Raw genomic sequence first — 16,867 nt, 5'->3', positions numbered from 1 at the left:
CCTTCACACGGCAGGGGTCACTGGTTCGAACCCAGTACCGCCCACCATCTATACGCGAACGAAAAATACCAGCGACATGACTGCGCCGGCTGCAACAATGCACCAGCGCAAGTATTTGACAGGCACACGCCTGGAAGCCCGCGCCCCGGCATAACCACCGGACGTTGCGCCCACCATCATCCATACAGCCTCGGGCCAGTAAATAAGGCCACCGGCAATATAGACAAGTACGGCAATAGCCGTAAGCAAGGCTGAAACCAGATTCTTCAGGCCGTTCGCCGCATTGATATTGCCCACGCCCAGCGCTCCAAAAGCTGCCAGCAGCAGTATTCCCAAGCCTCCGTTGAAATAGCCGCCGTAAATGGCTACGGCCAGCACCACCACGATGACCAGCCTTTTGGAAGCCGGCGAAGTGCTCTGTGCAGTAATAAAACCTGGTGCAAGCGCAAACAGCATAGTGGCGGCCAGTAATAACCATGGAATGACGATGTCGAAAACCGGCGCCGGCGTCCATAAAAGCAACAGGGCCCCAAGCGTGCCTCCGATCAGCGACGCGATTGACAAGATCGGGAGTGAGAAACCTCTTAGCTTTTCCATGTCGTCGCGCAGAGCCCAGGCGCCCGACAAATACCCTGGCAATAGCGCTAGGGTGCCCGTGGCGTTGGCCGCGAGCGGGGGCACACCTGCAAACACAAGCGCTGGAAGGGTTAGAAAGCTGCCGCCGCCCGCGACGGCGTTTAATGCGCCAGCCAAAAAGGCAGCTACAAACAAGATCGAGGCATCGGTTAACAATTTCGGCAGTCCCGCTTACTTGCTCAATACGCCGACGCGCATTGCGTTTGAGTTCATTAATTGATTCTGTTGATCGAATTCTAAGCGTGAAAGGCACTCTTCGTTCTGAAGCCCAAGCGAGCGGAATCGAGCATGGCCGGGTTTTGGGAGGGATCCGCGCCGCAGCAGTCCTACTTGCGTCTGGATGTATCGCTTCGAACAATTCTTAAAATTCAATGCTTTGCGTCTAGGCACGCAGTCAAATAGATCCGGGTCTTTCTTTGTGGAGTCCGCCATGTACCGGGATCTTCAACACTATGCGTTGGCTGGCGCGACGGGGGAGGCGGCGGATCACTACAACCGTGCAATTCACGCCTTCCATATTTACCGGGGCGATCCTGTTTTTGAGGTTGATGCAGCGATTCGAATGGCGCCGGATTTTCCGATGGCCCATATTTTGAAAGCGCACTTGCTTACCCTCGCCACCGAACCTGAACTGACAGCTGCGGCGGTACCCATCGTTCGAAACCTGCGCAACATGAAATTGACAGAGCGCGAAACGTCGCATGTCGAAGCATTGGAAATGCTTCTGCTGGGAAGATGGACCATAGCCGCGGACGCTTTGTCCATGCACAGCAGCCGATACCCGCTAGACATTCTCGCGCTGCAAGCTGGCCATTTAATTGATTTTTATCGTGCCAATTCGCGAGAGCTGCGTGATCGTCCTGCGCGCGTACTGCCTCAGTGGTCCTCTGACATACCTGGTTATTCCCTTGTGCTTGGCATGTATGCGTTCGGACTTGAAGAGACGGGCGAATACTCGCGGGCGGAAGAGTCGGGACGCGAGGCTGTGGAGCTGTTGCCGCAGGATTGCTGGGCCCATCATGCGGTGGCCCATGTCTATGAAATGCAGGGGCGAGCCAGGGAAGGGGTGGACTGGATGCAGCGCAATGAGCCACATTGGACCGGCGATGACAATTTCTTCCAGGGCCACAACTGGTGGCACTACGCTGTGTATTGCATCGAGATTGGCGACTATGCCAGGGCATTGGAAATTTACGATCAACATATTGCCCAAAATGGCAGTGCTATTGCTCTTGATCTGGTCGATGCATCGGCCCTGCTTTGGAGACTTCATCTGGTCAATGTGGACCTGGCAGCCAGATGGGCATCAGTGGCGGATAGATGGGAGCTGCATGTTGATGGCCGTTCTTACCCATTTAACGACTGGCACGCGGTGATGGCAAATTTGGGTGCCGGCCGGCGACAGCGTGTCCAAGAGATCATCGGGTATCTGCAGCGAGCGAGTAGCGACGACGGTGAACCGGAAGAATGGGCGCGACGCTATGGGTTGCCGCTTTCCAAGGGGTTTGCAGCTTTTTGGGATGGTGATTTCAAAACCGCAATAGCGCAACTGAGCAGTACCAGAAGAATTGCGAATGGATTCGGAGGCAGTCATGCTCAGCGGGACATCATCGACCTGACATTGCTGGAAGCGGCTCTACGGGGTGGCGACGCCTATTATGCACGTGCACTGGCCAATGAACGGTGCGCCCTGGTTCCTGGCGGGCGCCTGAACCGGGATTTTCTGGCACGTAGTTTTAGCAGGCTTGGGCATGGAGAGCCGGCCCGGAACAACGGCGCATAACGCGCGGTGTAATTGAAGCGGCACCTGCCCTGCAGTATACTGTGTTTTTATACAGTATTGTTCAGCCATGCAGCGCACCCCCATCAAAGGAAGGGGCAGCATTTCAAATCGCACGTCTCGATTCGAGCAATACGAACGAACTGCGGTAGTCGATGATTGGGCTCAGATCCAGGCGCAACAGATCGAACCACAGCTGCCTCGTACCACGGTCCGTTCTGAAACCGCCAGAACCGTCATCACGCGCAATAGCTCGCCCGATATCTCGTTCGACCGCTCCATCAATCCCTATCGTGGCTGCGAACATGGTTGCATCTACTGTTATGCACGCCCTAGCCATGCTTATTTGAATCACTCGCCAGGTCTCGATTTTGAAACCATTCTTTATTCCAAGGTGAATGCAGCCGGGGTCTTGCGCGCCGAACTTTCCAAACCCTTGTATGTGCCGCGGGTCATTGCCTTGGGAACCAACACCGACCCCTATCAGCCAATCGAGCGCAGGCTGCGCATCACCGCTGCACTGCTCGAGGTGTTCGCAGAGTTCAATCATCCGGTAGTCATCACAACCAAGTCGGCGTCAGTCACTCAAGACATTCCTGTGTTGCAGCGTCTGGCAGAGAAGAACCTTGTCAAAGTGATGATGTCGGTGGGTTTTTTAGATGCTGACATCGCCCGCAAGCTCGAGCCACGCGCCAGTTCTCCCAGGGCGCGAATCGAAGCCTTGCGCAAACTGGGGGCGGCCGGTGTGCCCACAGGCGTCATCGTGGCGCCGATAATCCCGGCGCTCACCGACCACGAAATCGAAAAAGTGTTGTTCAGTGCAAAAGATGCGGGAGCCGGCGAGGCTTCGTATGTACTCATAAGGCTGCCGCGCGAAGTGGCAGGCCTGTTTCAAGAGTGGTTGCGCGGGCATCATCCATTGAAGGCAACGCATGTCATGAATCTGATTACCCAAATGCGAGGCGGCAAAGCGTACGATTCCAACTATGGTACGCGAATGAGAGGTACGGGCGTTCATGCCCAACTGATCGAACAGCGTTTCAAGAAAGCGTGCGCAAAAGCCGGACTGAATCAAACCCGTCACACCTTGAATACCGCACTTTTTCTGCGGCCGTCACCCGGCACAACACAGCTTTCCCTCTTCTAGCGTCGCATCGGGTAACGCGGCAGCATAAAAAACGGAGTTCTTTTGGTGGCGTTCTGACTTAAGCTGTTATCGAGTTAAGCATTTTCGGAGCATGGGTCATGCCTACCGCCGCCGCTGGACCATCCAAGCACAAAATTGACACTGCCACTTCTACCGGCACCGCCGAACGGGCTGCCAGGGTCGAGCGAATCTGTCGATTGATTGAACACTCGGACACCCCGCCAACCCTGAAAGAGCTGGCACGCCAGGAAGGGATAAGTCCGCATCATCTTCATCGAATTTTCAGGGCGGAAACAGGGCTGACTCCCAAAGCCTATGCGAACGGTCATCGTGCTCAACGCTTGAGGCAACAGCTGATCTTATCCGAAAGCTCCATCACCGATGCCATTTACAACGCGGGTTTCAATGCCACCAGCAGGTTTTATGAAAATTCCGAGAAACTGCTCGGCATGCGGACCAGGCAATATCGGGCCGGGGGCGAAGGAGCAATCATTCGCTTTGCAGTCGGACAGTGCTCACTCGGCGCGATTTTGGTGGCCCAAAGTCAACGTGGCGTCTGCGCCATATCGTTGGGCGACGATGCCGACGTGCTCACGAAGAACCTGCAAGATAGCTTTCCGCGTGCCGAACTCGTTGGTGCCGACCCGGTGTTCGAAAAGCTGGTGGCCCAGGTGGTCGGGTTCATCGAGCAACCTGCGCGCGGACTCAAACTGCCGCTTGATGTGCGAGGTACGGCGTTTCAGCAGCGTGTGTGGCAGGCGCTGTGCGATATTCCTGCCGGCGCCACGCTTAGCTATACCGAACTGGCCGAGCGCATCGGCTATCCGGGGGCTGTGCGGGCGGTGGCTGGTGCCTGTGCAGCCAACCCTATTGCCGTTGCCATTCCATGTCATCGGGTGGTGCGACGCGATGGTGGATTGGCGGGCTATCGCTGGGGCATAGAACGCAAGCGAGAACTGCTGCGCCGGGAATCTGAAATTTTTTTGGGTGGTCAGACCGTTTAGCTATTGGGGCTGCTCGCCTGAAAAGAAAAAGGGCAGCGCTCTGGCGCCGCCCCATTGCTGCGGGATGACCGTTTAATGTCCTGAACTGTGGTCGATGGGTTCCGTCGAATGGAAGATGCTGTGATCTTCATCGCCGGTTACCACCAGCGTACCAGCCAGGCCTTTTTCAGCTCGCGACAGGGCGTGGTCTACCAAAGTGTAATTACCAGGAACGTCGAGCTTGAATTCGACAACCGTAGCGCCTCCCGGAGCAACCAGGGTGGTCTGGACGTCTTTCAATGGCGGGCTGGTAAGCGAAGCCTGATCGTAGACGCGATCAAAAATCTCGCCAATGACATGGAAGCTGGAAATCAGGTTAGGACCGCCCACGCCGAAGAAGATTCGGACGGTTTCGCCCACCTTGGCCTGAAGCTTGTAGCGATCGGTAAGAGCTCCCATGGCGCCGTTGAACATCAGGTGTTCAGGCTTTTCGTCCAGCAGTTTTTCAAGCGAGAATTCCTGATGGCCCATGGTGCCGTGTTTCTCGGCTGTGTACAGTTCGCCTTGCATGATGTAGAACTCTCGGTCCACTTTGGGCAGGCCGCCTTCGGGCTCGACCAGGATCATGCCGTACATGCCATTGGTGATGTGTTGCGCCACCATGGGTGTTGCGCAGTGGTATACGTACAAGCCGGGCTTCAGGGCCTTGAAGGTAAAGCTCTTGGTTTGACCCGGAGCAGCCTGGGTGACTGCAGCGCCGCCGCCGGGGCCGGTTACCGCATGCAGGTCGATCGAATGGATATGCGCTGATTCAGCGGCGTTCTCCATGTTTATTGTTACGGTGTCACCCTCGCGTACGCGAATGAACGGACCGGGAACCTTGTCGTTGAAGGTCCAATATTTGTAGGTAGTACCGTTTGCGAGTTGACCGACGACTTCGGTGGTAACCAGGTCAACCGTAACATGCTCGGGTCCGCGGTCGCCTACCGGCGTGCCTACAGCGGTGGGGTCTTGCACGATGTCGAGTGCCGTGCTTTCTGCAGATTCAGTGGGCTCGCCGACGATCAGTTTGCCAAACATGCCCGCAGCCTTGTGGCCTGGAAGCGTGCATAAATATTCAAAGACGCCGTTTCTATTGGCACGGAACACCACGGCGGTTGATGAGCCGGGGCCCATGAACTGGTCGGACTTTACATCGAACTCCGGCACAGCGATGTCGTGGATGGCGCCGTCACCATTGATGACGTTGATCTGTACGACGGCGTTTTCAGGTACTTGCAGGTCGGGATTAATCTTGCCCTTGATGGCTCCTGCGTCGCCAATGTAGACGAGTCTTCCGTCGGCAATGCTGGTGCGGAGGGTAAAGGTAACATCAGGGCGATAGGTTACCGTACCCTGAGGTTTCGCCTCGGCGGCGAAAGATGGTCCGGCGAAGGAAAGTGAGGCGATCAGGGCCCACAGAATCAGTAGTGTTCGCATAGCATTCCTCGGAAGTTTGTACTTTGAACGGGAACTGCACTTCCATTATGCGACAGAAGACACTGTTTTGCGTTGTTTCGTATCAATTTGAACGGTATCGGTTCAGACGACTGTCCGACTTCGCTCAGAAGCCGATGGCCAGGCCATCTTTTCGTGGGTCGGAGCCGGCCACATACCCGTGTGCCGTGCGCTTGATGATTTGTGCCCCCCCAAAGGAGAACGCCGCTTCGCCACGATCAGTCGTGATATCGTGCCCCATGTCGGAAAGCTTCTGGATCACATCGGGCGACATCGCCGGTTCGACCATTACCCGCCGTCCATTCACGACCTGCCAGCGCGGAGCGTCACATGCCGCCTGCGGGTTCTGTCCGAACAGCTGTACTCGCAGCACCATCTGAACATGCCCTTGCGCCTGCATCGGTCCACCCATCACTCCAAATGTCATCAGGGGTTGACCGTTGCGCATTGCAAAACCGGGGATAATCGTATGGAATGGGCGCTTGCGAGGGCCCACCTCGTTTGGATGCCCGGGTTGAAGGCTGAAACCCATTCCACGGTTCTGAAGGCTTATGCCGGTGCCTGGTACCACTACGCCAGAGCCGAAACCTTCGTAATTTGATTGAATGAAAGACACCATCATTCCGCTGTCGTCGGCCGCTGCGACATAGACGGTTCCACCTTGTGATGGCGCGCCGGGGCCAAAGTCACCCGCCCGGTCCGGGTCGATCAGCTCTGCACGCGACTTGAGATATTCGGGGTCGAGCAGGCTTTGGGCCGGCACGGCCATGCTGGTCGGGTCGCTGACATGTGCGTGAAGATCCGCAAATGCAAGTTTCATGGCCTCAATGCTCAGGTGCGTCGTCGGCAGGCTGTCGGGGCCGTATCGGGCAAGGTCGAAGTGCTCCAGAATGCCTAGTGCAATCAGCGCCGCCAGGCCTTGGGTATTGGGCGGGATCTCGTGAATCTCGGCACCTGCAAAAGAATGCTGAATGGTGCCGCACCACTCCGGCTTGAACTGCGCCAGGTCGTCGTGCGACATCAGGCCTCCGTTTGCGTCGCAATGTGTCAGCAGTGCCTCGGCAAGCTGTCCGCGGTAGAAGGCATCACCGTTGGTGGCGGCAATCTGTTGCAATGAGTCAGCCAGGTCGGGGTTGCGGAACAGTTCGCCGGGTGCGGGGGTTCGGCCCTGGGGCATGAAGTAGTCGCGGTAGCCCGGTTGGTCCTTATACTTTGGCGCGATGGTGGCCCACAGCCTGCTGATGATGGGGCTCACGGCAAAGCCTGCGCGCCCATAGTTGATGGCAGGCTCAAACAGACGCTCGAAGGGAAGGCGGCCCATGCGATGGCTAAGCTCGTGCCAGGCGGCAACGGCTCCGGGCACTGTCACACTCGCCCAACCGCGCGCAGGCATTTGATCCATGCCGGCGAACACATCACGGTTCCACGCGGCAGGGCTGTACCCGGAGGAATTCAGCCCGTGCAGGGCTGCTCCGTCCCACACAATGGCGAATGCATCGCCGCCCACGCCCGTACCTGTTGGTTCGACTACTGTCAGGGCAATGGCGGCGGCAAGTGCAGCATCGACTGCATTCCCCCCGTTCTGCAACATGTGTAATCCGGCCTGAGCTGCAAGCGGTTGGGAGGTCGCCACAATATTGGCAGCACACACTACGGGACGCCGCGATCCATAGGGCAGGGAAGGGTCAAATGTGTTCTGCGTCTGTGACATCAAAATGGACACCTGATTAAGAAGCGATCTTCATCAAGATCAGGCCGGAGACAATGAGTCCCGCAGCGATAAGGCGCATGAGGTGCGCAGGTTCGCCCAGAATGACAAGCCCAACCAGAAAGGCGCCAACTGCGCCTATGCCGGTCCAGATTGTGTAGGCGGTTCCAAGGGGCAGGCTGCGCATCGAAAAAGCCAGCAATGCAAAGCTGGCGACCATTGCCACCAAAGTGATAAGGGAAGGTCCCAGCCTGGTGAAACCGTGGGACTGCTTCATGTAGAAGGCCCAGATAACTTCCAGAATTCCTGCAACGAATAATGCGATCCAAGCCATGCGGCTCTCCTGTTTATGTGAGCCGGGCCGTCCCGAGTGGAATAAGCGAGTGGGGTCGTCCCCGCTGCTTGGGAAATGATACTTGAATTCGTTTGGGCCTGGCTCACTGGCCAATATCAGACAGTGCGTGGAGCGAACTGCCACAATGCATGAAGCTGGCTTTTAACATGTCGTGTTGACCTTGTGCAGGGGCGTTCCTATACTCGTGCCCGTTTGCAGCCATATCATCACAAGGGCATTGTCGATGTACGAGTCCAAGCGCGAGCCGTTATTGCCGGCTGCCCGGTTCTACAGGCGTCTCATCAATCATGTGTTGTGCGCGGTATTGTTGATTGTGATTACGCTGGCTATCGGCCTGGTGGCGCACCTGTGGTTCGAGCCTGTGAACTGGCACGATGCATTGCTTAACACGGCCATGATCGTGTCGGGCCTGGGGCCATATATTTTGCCTGCGACCGTGGGGGGCAAGATATTTTTCACCCTGTACAGCATTGTGGTCAGCCTGATGTTTGTCGCAACTTTGGGTCTGATTCTGGCACCCCTGGCGCATCGCATCGTCCATAAGCTACACCTGGACGAAGAATAGGAGTACCGACACGATACAAGTGTGGGCGCGCCCCGTGCCCACCCTGCTGCTGCTTACTGAGCAAGAGTCCGTCAGGCGGGTGCGCAACCATCCTCGTCCAGTATTTGCTTGAACAATTCAACGAAGGCCCGTGTACGTTCGGGTAGCAGACGGCGGCCGGGCATGACGCACCAGGCTGTTACGGTAGGCAAGGTCCAGCCAGGCAACACGGGAACCAGCATGCCTTTTTCAACGTTCTTGTGGGCGAACCTTTCTGACAAGCCCACGATGCCCATGCCCTCGATAGCCAGGGCCTGTTGCAATCCCAAGGCGTTGGATGAAATGACATTGTCTGGAAGACCTTCCCATCGTTCGCCATCGCAAGACAATCGCCACGGTTCGACCTCGCCACTGCTGGGGATGATGACCAGCCCGGTGTGATGAAGAAGATCCGCCGGTTTGTCGGGTATACCGTGCTGCGCCAGGTAGTTCGGGCTCGCATACAAACCATTGCGCAGCACGGCTACTTGTCGTGCAATAAGGGTACCGTCGTCGGGCAACCGTCCGGCAATACGCACAGCCAGATCGAACCGCTCGGCGATCAGGTCGACGCGCCGCGCGGAAAGGTCCAGCTCAAGCTTTACCTGCGGATAGGCCTCGTGAAAACGGCGGATCAGGGTTACGACGGAAAGCTCGCGATATTCAGGCGGCATCGAGATCCGCAACGTGCCTTGGGGTACCACTTGCCGATGCAGGGCCAGCGATTTCGCAGCTTCGGTTTCTTCAACCAGCCGGCGGGCGTGCTCGAGGATGCGTTCGCCAAAATCGGTGATGGTCAGCTTGCGCGTGCTCCGGGTAAGCAGGCGTTCTCCCAACTGGTTTTCCAGTTGGGTTATGCGGCGCGACAGTGTGGATTTCGGCAGACCGATACGGTCCGCCGCACGCGAGAAGCTTCCCGCTTCGATCACATGCGCAAAAAGTATCAGGTCGTTCGCAGTCAGAGCCATTGAGCGTTCCAATTTTGGGAATATATTAACTGAAATAGGGTCTATTTATCATGAAAGTAAGCCAATAAAATACCTATATCAAACTTCTGGAGATTGTCATGTTGACGATTCGGCGCAGTAACGAACGTGGTGTTGCAGAGCATGGATGGCTCAGTTCGCGGCACACTTTCTCGTTCGCAGAGTACTACGATCCCCGACACATGGGGGTAGGACCGCTGCGAGTGATCAATGAAGACCGGGTGCAGCCAGGCAAAGGCTTTGGAACGCACGGTCACCGCGATATGGAAATCATTTCCTATGTGCTTGATGGACAGCTCGAGCATAAGGACAGCATGGGCACCGGTTCTGTCATTACGTATGGCGATGTTCAACGCATGAGTGCGGGCAGTGGTGTCAGACACAGTGAGTTCAATCCGTCTGACACCGATCTGGTCCACTTCCTGCAAATCTGGATCATGCCGTCCCAGGCGGGAATCGAACCAAGCTACGAGCAGAAGCGTTTCGAGCCTGATGACAAGCGCGGTCGCCTGCGACTTATTGCGTCTGCCGACGGCAAGGAAGGGTCGGTACGCATACATCAGGATGCATCGCTCTACGCTACTATTCTCGAGGCCGGCGATCCTGACTTGAGCTTTGATGTGTTACCGGGCCGTATCGCCTATGTTCATGTGGCTCGCGGCGAAGTGAAGGTGAATGGTGAGTCGCTGGCGGCCGGCGATGCGGCGCACACGGGCGGAGCCGCACAAGTGGTGTTGTCTGGCGCGAGCGGCGCTGAGGTGTTGCTGTTTGACCTGCCGGAATAAGCCCGGCGGTGGTGCATGCCATGGTTGCAAGCCATGGCCAGGCACTGGCTGAATCTAGTCGGCGGATTCGTCGTGGTTGGCGACGCCTCGGCGCACGACAATGGGAACACCGCCGAGTTGCTTTTTGGTTACCCACTGCGCCAACGAAGCATCGAGGTAGTCGGTATGGCCGGGAAACCAGCGCGAGAGCTCGACGGCCAGACGCCGGGCTTCGCTGGGGGCGCCGCCTTCTTCGAGATAGGTGGCGACTTCGCGCATCGACGTCAGAACGGCGGCGTGTTCATTGGTGTGGCATTCAGTTGCCGGAAACTCTGTCTTTTGCATCCACGCTTCTTCTTGGGAAAAGTGGTGTTCGCTATGCGTGATGAGGGCCTTCAGATGGCCGAGCAGGGCATCATCTTCGGCCTGCAGCATTGCACCCACGATGTCGACGAATTCGCGGTGGGTGTCATCCATGGGAGGAAAGCCGACCAGAAAGGCATCGGTCCAGCTCAATTCATCAGTGGTGATCATCACAGTCTTACCAAAAGCAAACGCATAGTCGCCTTATCATAGCAACATTTATCCCTTGTCGCCGAAGGGCTGTGGACGACGAAATCGCTGCGATGCGTCACAATATGCTTTTGGCCGTTAGCTTTGGAAGGCATATGACTCGTATTGTTCTGTTTGAGAATATCCATGCAAGCGCCCGCGAAGTTTTTGAGGCTGCGGGCTTCAACGACATCTCGGTACACAAGTCGGCTTTGCCGCCCGAAATGCTGCGCGACGAGCTTCGCGATGCACAACTGGTCGGCATCCGGTCGCGTACCCACCTTGATGCCGCCTTGCTTGCTGATCTGCCCGAGCTGCGTGCCATTGGATGCTTCTGCATCGGTACCAACCAGGTTGACCTTGACGCGGCGATGATGCGGGGGGTTCCCGTGTTCAATGCTCCCTTCTCCAATACCCGTTCGGTGGCCGAAATGGTTTTGGGGCAAGCAATTTTGCTTCTGCGACGCATTCCCGAGAAGAACGACCGCGTACATCATGGGTTTTGGGACAAGACTGCCGATGGCGCCTACGAGGCGCGCGGCAAAACCCTGGGCATCATCGGCTACGGCAATATCGGCTCACAGGTAGGTACCTTGGCCGAAGCCGTCGGCATGCGCGTGCTGTTTCACGACATTGAAGCCAAGCTGCCACTGGGCAACGCGCGCGCCTGCACCACGCTGAAGCAATTGCTGGCGCAGTCCGATGTGGTCACGCTTCACGTGCCAGGTGGACGCAGCACTCGCAATATCATTGATGCCGAGGCGCTTGCAGCCATGCGCAAGGGGGCGATACTTATCAACGCCTCGCGCGGTACGGTGGTCGACATCGACGCCCTGCGAGAAGCGCTTCTGGCCGGCCACCTTTCCGGTGCCGCGATCGATGTGTTTCCCACCGAACCCAAAAGTGTCGACGAGCCCCTCGATAGCCCGCTTATCGGTATGCGCAACGTCATTCTTACGCCGCACATCGGTGGCAGCACGCAAGAATCGCAAGAGAACATCGGTAGGGAAGTCGCTGAAAAACTCGTGCGCTTTGTAAAAAGCGGAACCACCAAGGGTGCGGTCAACTTCCCCGAAATCCCCTACGTCGAGCCGGCCGGGGCCGCACGCATCCTGCACGTGCATCGTAATTTGCCTGGTGCCATGGGTACGCTTAGCAGCTTGATGGCCGAACACGGGCTGAACATTGCCAGCCAGCAACTGCAAACGCTGGGCCAGATCGGATACGTGATTACGGATGTGGAAGGCAAGGTCGACGACGCAGTGATGGCAGACCTGCGTGCCCACCCCATCACCGTGCGCTGTGATCTGATCACCTGATGTCTCAGGCATCAATCCGGCCCCGGGGGGGCCGGTTGATGCTGCTTTGATCAGCCGGCTTACTTGACCCAGTTGACTACCTTGGGTTGCTTCGTCGGCGGCGCCATCGCCGAGGGCCCCGTAGCCGGGGGCGCCGAAGGCAAGATGTCGGCCAAGGTGTATTGGTCGAAGTATTCAAGAAACGCCTGCAAGGCGCCGTGTACGATGCCGGTCAGTCCGCAACCGGTAGAAAGTGAACATCGGTTGTTTGGCCCGAGGCATTCGACCAGCGCCAGATCGGTTTCGGTGTCGCGCAAGACAGCGCCTAATCTTATGTCCTTGGGCGGCTTGGCCAAACGCATGCCGCCGTTTTTTCCTCGAATGGTATCGATCCAGCCGTTTTGGCCAAGTCGATGGGTTACCTTCATCAGATGGGGCTCTGAAATATCGTAGGCGCGGGCAACCTCGGAAATCGTGCAAAGACGATCGGGGTGTTGGCCCACATACATAAGCAGGCGCATGGCGTAATCGCTGTGCTGAGTGAGTCTCATAGACGAGGTCGAATAAGCATTGGGACGAAACGCCACAAGTACAACGCGAAAGCCAGCGACCAAGCCGTGGCGGACGCGTGCAGCAGAGCTTGCATTGCAGCGGTGGGCGCAAGAGCGGCCAGGCGCAAGACTACAGCAAAAATGACCAGCCAGTAGCTGACGACCATACTGCGGTCCAATTGCAAGGGGCGCCCCAGGTGGCCAAGGGCAGTGCGCGTGACCATGCCGATGATCAATATGGAAAACCCGGCCATGCCTATCAGGTGCACATAGACCGCAGAGCGCTGCAGTACGCCCGTGCCCCAGCCTGCCAGGTGACCCGCTGCAAACAGTAATCCGACCCCCATTGCGGCATAGCCAAGATACAAGATCCATAGAATGGGTTTATGTATGACGGCCTGGGGCTTCCAGCGAATGGTCTGATACAGGCTGATCAGGCCCGTAACTGCCAGGGCAGCCGCCATGACGACAGGCTGGCCGGCCAGCCCCAGGGCAATGGCAGTCACACTCAACACCAATTGAACTTGCCCGCTGCGTGTAAGCATGGGAATGCTCAGGCCCGGTATGGCGCGCATGGCGAAAAACGGCACGACCCGTCGTGCAACCAGCAGGGCGATGACAGCCATGCAGATCAAGCCCAACTCGAAGTGCTGCATCAGAATCAGGTAATCGCCGGCTCGGGCGCTGTGCAAGAACAGGCAGTTGGCCAGGCCCAATCCCAATACCAGAAAGGGAACGCCGTAATTGCGTTTGCTTTTACCCTTGAGCATGACTTTCAACAGAACCACAGCGCTCAGAAGAAACAACAGGGATTCGGCTGCGGCGGCGACATAGAAGGCCGGTACGCTACCCGCCAGGTAGCCCGCGCGGGCTACCATCCACAAAACACAAGCCATAGCAAGGGGGATGCCCTTCAGGGGATTGAAGCCGGTCCATGTTGCGCTGGCGGTCAGGAGGAAACCGATAGCGATGGTGGCCACAAAGCCCCACAGCATTTCGTGCGCATGCCACGCGACACCGTGCAATGGACCTGACAGCCACTGCGGCGCGAATATCCAGATCAGGATGGAAACTGCGGCCCAGGCGCAGCCTGCAATATATAAGGGACGAAAACCGAGATCGAGGAAGGCTTTCCAACCGGGATCTTGCCTTGCCGGTTCTTGCGGGTCGTGCAACGACACCGGGATGGCCCTGGCATTAGCCATGGAAGACCTCGGTGACGGGCTGATCGGGCTGATTGTGAAGTTGGTACCCATACCAGAGGCTGCGAGCGATGCGGTGGGCGAACTCTTCGGCACGTTCAGCAAACGGGCGGTTTGGCAAGGTTTGGGTAGTGTCGTGAAACAGGGCTAACCAGCGTTGAAACAGTTCGGCGCTTAGATTGGGAAGCGCGATGTGCTTGGGCATGGGAGCACCCTGATAGGTTGCCGTACCTCGCAACAGCGACGACCAGAAACTCACCATTTTTTTCAGGTGGTGATCCCAGTCGTCGATATGGGCATCGAAAATGGGGCCAAGAACCGTATCGGCCCTGACACGAGCGTAGAAGCTATAAACGAGCGTGGAGACTTCTTCTTCGGTACAAAGTTCGTCGCGAGTGGCCATCGGGCCTCCGGTAAAGCGGTAGGGATTAAGACTAGCCTAGCAACGAGTCAAGATGCCGGGCAGGTTTCGAATGCTTGAAAGACTTAAAGATATATATGTAATGAATCTTATAGAATCGGCGCTTGTCGGTCAAGGAGCTTGCCCGGAATCAGTGGAAGAGAATGTTCTTGGTTACGTTTTGTGGTGGCATGCATACAGACTAACCCTAGTTCAGTTCGTTTTTCATTGCATAGGCCGGTGGGCTGATTTACATTTCCACATACATTGTTGATTTAGCAGTTAACTTCCCCTCCGCGTAGTAACAATTCACTACGCCGCGCCGATGCCAGACAAGACACTCGACCAACCTTCTACCATCAGTTGCGTGGTGCCTTGCCTTAACGAGGCTGAAAACCTAGGCGTTTTGATTCCCGGTCTTATCGCCGCCGTTTCCTCGCTTGCCTCCGCCTATGAAATCATCGTCGTCGATGACGGCAGTACCGACAGCACGCCGGATGTTCTCGATGCATTGGCACGCCAGCATCCGCAAGTGGTGTATATACAGCTGTCGCGAAACTTCGGCAAAGAGGCGGCTCTCAGCGCAGGTCTCGAGGCCGCTCGCGGGCAGGTGGTAGTGACCCTCGACGCCGATCTGCAGCACCCTCCTGCGCTCATTGCCCCCATGCTCGAACGTTGGCGGCAGGGCATTGATATGGTGTATGCGGTACGAGCCACACGCGAAGACGAATCCGTATTCAAGCGTGTGGGTACCAAGTGCTTTTACCGCTTGATGCGAACCTCGGGCGGCATCACGGTGCCCGAGAACGCCGGTGATTTTCGTCTGATGGACCGCAAGGTGGTCGATGCCTTGCTGCTGCTGCCCGAGCGTAACCGCTTCATGAAGGGATTGTTTGCCTGGGTGGGGTTCAAGACCGAGCCCTTTACCTATACGCCGCCACAACGGCTATACGGAGCCACCAGCTTCAAACCCTTCAAGCTGTTTCATTTTGCCCTTGATGGCCTGACGGCTTTCACTACCTGGCCGTTACGCCTGTTAAGCATGTGCGGCATTGTCTTGTCACTGCTGTCTTTCGCCTATGGCCTGTTCATTATCGTCAAATACTTTATGTTCGGAGATCCGGTTCAGGGCTGGGCTTCGCTCATTACTGTCGTCCTGTTTTTTGCGGGCATCAATCTGATCTCCATCGGCGTACTGGGAGAATACATCGCCCGCATTTTCGGCGAAGTGAAGAACCGCCCCCTGTACCTTGTTCGCAATCAGAAGGGTCAGGGCCTGGGGCAACGAATGTCGCTGACACAACCAGAATTCTTTGCAGCCGAAAGGCGCCGCCAAAGCGCCAGTCGCGTCATTAATCAATGATAAAGCGCGGCAGTCTCTGCCATATCCCTTCGCCGCAGCATTGCGCGGCATCGACCTGCGCTATGGGCGCAGCACCAACGCCCCTGTAGCCGTTCACACATAACCTTGATCATGCAGCCGCCAAAGACTTTGACGACTACGCTTCTTCGCGTCCACTCCACCTGGCTTGTCGCCAGTCTTGCGTTTATATGGTTTGCCGCCTCAACGTGGTCGTGGCCCTTGTTGCTGCCCGACGAAGGCCGCTATGTGGGCGTAGCCTGGAATATGCTCAACCAGGGTGAGTGGGGCGTGCCGCTTCTGAATGGATTGCCTTTTTTCCACAAGCCACCTCTGTTTTATTGGCTTACGGCGACTTCCCTTTGGGCTTTTGGTGCCAATGAATGGGCGGCCAGGCTGGCATCAGTCGCGGGAGCCACGGTAATGGTCGCCAGCATCTTCTGGTTCCTGAAGGCACATGCAACTCGCTTGCACGCTGCCATCGCGGCATTGGTTCTGGCCGTGCAGCCCTTCGTATTTGGCGCGTCTCATTACGCCAACCTTGACATGCTGGTGGCAGGCATCATTACCGCCACCATAGTGCTCGCGTCCTCGGCTGCCCTGCGTTGCGAGGCAGGCAAAGCGTATAAGGGCGTTCTGGCCCTGGCCTACGTGGCGCTGGCTCTGGGATTTCTGGCTAAAGGGCTCATCGGTATCGTTCTACCGGTCGGGGTGGTGGGTGTGTGGCTGCTGGCCAGAGGGCAGTTTCGCCTGATAGTGTCCCTGCTGTGGCTACCCGGCTTTGCCTTGCTGCTTGCCGTTGCCTTGCCCTGGATGATGGCCATGCAGGCGCGGTACGAGGGCTTCTTCGATTACTACATTCTTTACCAGCACTTCCATCGCTATCTTGAAGGCGGGTTCAACAACGCGCGACCGTTCTGGTTTTATTTGCCGATTCTGCTGGTACTTACCTTGCCTTGGTCATCGCAGCTGTGGCGCCTGTTTCAACGTAAATATTGGGCCGCCGAAAACGGCCCTGCGCTGCGCAGCTTGATGGTTGTCTGGTTTATATTGATCTTGGTGTTT

At 56.9% G+C, this 16,867-nt stretch carries 17 protein-coding genes; 8 read left to right on the top strand and 9 right to left on the bottom strand.

The features are described 5' to 3' along the window. Positions 1 to 48: 48 nt before the first annotated feature. Positions 49 to 792, bottom strand: coding sequence for a sulfite exporter TauE/SafE family protein (locus Q1J88_RS10935; RefSeq protein ID WP_301117722.1), 744 nt, complete (start codon positions 790 to 792; stop codon positions 49 to 51). Positions 793 to 1,066: 274 nt separating this feature from the next. Here Q1J88_RS10935 and Q1J88_RS10930 point away from each other — a divergent pair, with 274 nt between their 5' ends. From Q1J88_RS10930 to ada, 3 genes are all read left to right on the top strand, one after another. Next, on the top strand, positions 1,067 to 2,419 hold the full coding sequence (locus tag Q1J88_RS10930; RefSeq protein ID WP_301117721.1) for a tetratricopeptide repeat protein: 1,353 nt from the start codon (positions 1,067 to 1,069) through the stop codon (positions 2,417 to 2,419). 67 nt (positions 2,420 to 2,486) lie between these two features. Beyond that, a complete protein-coding gene (locus tag Q1J88_RS10925; protein WP_301117720.1) occupies positions 2,487 to 3,563 on the top strand; it encodes a PA0069 family radical SAM protein in 1,077 nt (358 codons plus the stop codon). 98 nt (positions 3,564 to 3,661) lie between these two features. Beyond that, positions 3,662 to 4,567: a bifunctional DNA-binding transcriptional regulator/O6-methylguanine-DNA methyltransferase Ada gene (gene ada, locus Q1J88_RS10920; protein ID WP_301117719.1), complete on the top strand. Its 906-nt coding sequence runs from the start codon at positions 3,662 to 3,664 to the stop codon at positions 4,565 to 4,567. 72 nt (positions 4,568 to 4,639) lie between these two features. Here ada and nirK read toward each other — a convergent pair whose 3' ends face one another. The 3 genes from nirK to sugE form a co-directional block, all read right to left on the bottom strand. Further along, complete coding sequence (gene nirK, locus Q1J88_RS10915; RefSeq protein ID WP_301117718.1) at positions 4,640 to 6,025, bottom strand: copper-containing nitrite reductase; 1,386 nt, start codon at positions 6,023 to 6,025, stop codon at positions 4,640 to 4,642. 124 nt (positions 6,026 to 6,149) lie between these two features. Continuing rightward, a complete protein-coding gene (ggt, locus tag Q1J88_RS10910; protein ID WP_301117717.1) occupies positions 6,150 to 7,754 on the bottom strand; it encodes a gamma-glutamyltransferase in 1,605 nt (534 codons plus the stop codon). A 16-nt stretch (positions 7,755 to 7,770) separates the two neighbouring features. Continuing rightward, positions 7,771 to 8,085, bottom strand: a complete 315-nt coding sequence (gene sugE / locus Q1J88_RS10905; protein WP_301117716.1) for a quaternary ammonium compound efflux SMR transporter SugE — start codon at positions 8,083 to 8,085, stop codon at positions 7,771 to 7,773. A 244-nt stretch (positions 8,086 to 8,329) separates the two neighbouring features. On the opposite strand from sugE, the gene Q1J88_RS10900 reads away from it, so the two are divergent. After that, entirely contained in the window at positions 8,330 to 8,671 is a 342-nt protein-coding gene (locus Q1J88_RS10900) for a two pore domain potassium channel family protein (RefSeq protein ID WP_301117715.1), read from the top strand. A gap of 71 nt (positions 8,672 to 8,742) precedes the next feature. Here the strand turns inward: Q1J88_RS10900 and Q1J88_RS10895 are convergent, their stop codons facing one another. Then, on the bottom strand, positions 8,743 to 9,657 hold the full coding sequence (locus Q1J88_RS10895; protein ID WP_301117714.1) for a LysR family transcriptional regulator: 915 nt from the start codon (positions 9,655 to 9,657) through the stop codon (positions 8,743 to 8,745). A gap of 98 nt (positions 9,658 to 9,755) precedes the next feature. On the opposite strand from Q1J88_RS10895, the gene Q1J88_RS10890 reads away from it, so the two are divergent. Then, positions 9,756 to 10,460 (top strand): pirin family protein, encoded by a 705-nt coding sequence (locus tag Q1J88_RS10890; protein ID WP_301117713.1) that lies wholly within the window; start codon positions 9,756 to 9,758, stop codon positions 10,458 to 10,460. Between the two features lie 54 nt (positions 10,461 to 10,514). On the opposite strand, the gene Q1J88_RS10885 is transcribed toward Q1J88_RS10890, so the two are convergent. Next, positions 10,515 to 10,973, bottom strand: coding sequence for a hemerythrin domain-containing protein (locus tag Q1J88_RS10885; protein WP_301117711.1), 459 nt, complete (start codon positions 10,971 to 10,973; stop codon positions 10,515 to 10,517). A gap of 104 nt (positions 10,974 to 11,077) precedes the next feature. Here Q1J88_RS10885 and serA point away from each other — a divergent pair, with 104 nt between their 5' ends. Further along, positions 11,078 to 12,310 carry a phosphoglycerate dehydrogenase gene (gene serA / locus Q1J88_RS10880; RefSeq protein ID WP_301117709.1) on the top strand — a complete coding sequence of 411 codons (1,233 nt, stop codon included), beginning with the start codon at positions 11,078 to 11,080 and terminating at the stop codon, positions 12,308 to 12,310. A gap of 59 nt (positions 12,311 to 12,369) precedes the next feature. On the opposite strand, the gene Q1J88_RS10875 is transcribed toward serA, so the two are convergent. Genes Q1J88_RS10875 through Q1J88_RS10865 form a run of 3 tightly spaced genes read right to left on the bottom strand, consistent with a single transcriptional unit; the run spans position 12,370 to position 14,445 of the window. Continuing rightward, positions 12,370 to 12,840, bottom strand: a complete 471-nt coding sequence (locus Q1J88_RS10875) for an Rrf2 family transcriptional regulator (protein WP_301117708.1) — start codon at positions 12,838 to 12,840, stop codon at positions 12,370 to 12,372. Beyond that, positions 12,837 to 14,045 (bottom strand): NnrS family protein, encoded by a 1,209-nt coding sequence (locus Q1J88_RS10870; protein ID WP_301117707.1) that lies wholly within the window; start codon positions 14,043 to 14,045, stop codon positions 12,837 to 12,839. The genes Q1J88_RS10875 and Q1J88_RS10870 overlap by 4 nt, the downstream gene beginning before the upstream one ends. Then, entirely contained in the window at positions 14,038 to 14,445 is a 408-nt protein-coding gene (locus Q1J88_RS10865; protein ID WP_301117706.1) for a group III truncated hemoglobin, read from the bottom strand. Before Q1J88_RS10865 ends, Q1J88_RS10870 begins: the two co-directional genes overlap by 8 nt. Positions 14,446 to 14,767: 322 nt before the next feature. On the opposite strand from Q1J88_RS10865, the gene Q1J88_RS10860 reads away from it, so the two are divergent. Together Q1J88_RS10860 and Q1J88_RS10855 are read left to right on the top strand one after the other, a co-directional pair. After that, the gene (locus Q1J88_RS10860) at positions 14,768 to 15,805 is read left to right on the top strand and encodes a glycosyltransferase family 2 protein (RefSeq protein WP_301117705.1); all 1,038 of its coding nucleotides are present in this window, start codon (positions 14,768 to 14,770) and stop codon (positions 15,803 to 15,805) included. Positions 15,806 to 15,934: 129 nt separating this feature from the next. Continuing rightward, the coding region (locus tag Q1J88_RS10855; protein WP_301117704.1) for a phospholipid carrier-dependent glycosyltransferase at positions 15,935 to 16,867 on the top strand (933 nt) is incomplete at its 3' end.

Origin of the sequence: Pusillimonas sp. (genome assembly GCF_029263785.1) — a bacterium.
In the GTDB taxonomy this organism is placed as follows: Bacteria; Pseudomonadota; Gammaproteobacteria; order Burkholderiales; family Burkholderiaceae_B; genus Pusillimonas.
Note: the sequence above shows the minus strand (reverse complement) of the source record. Positions and strands in the feature narration are given on the sequence as shown.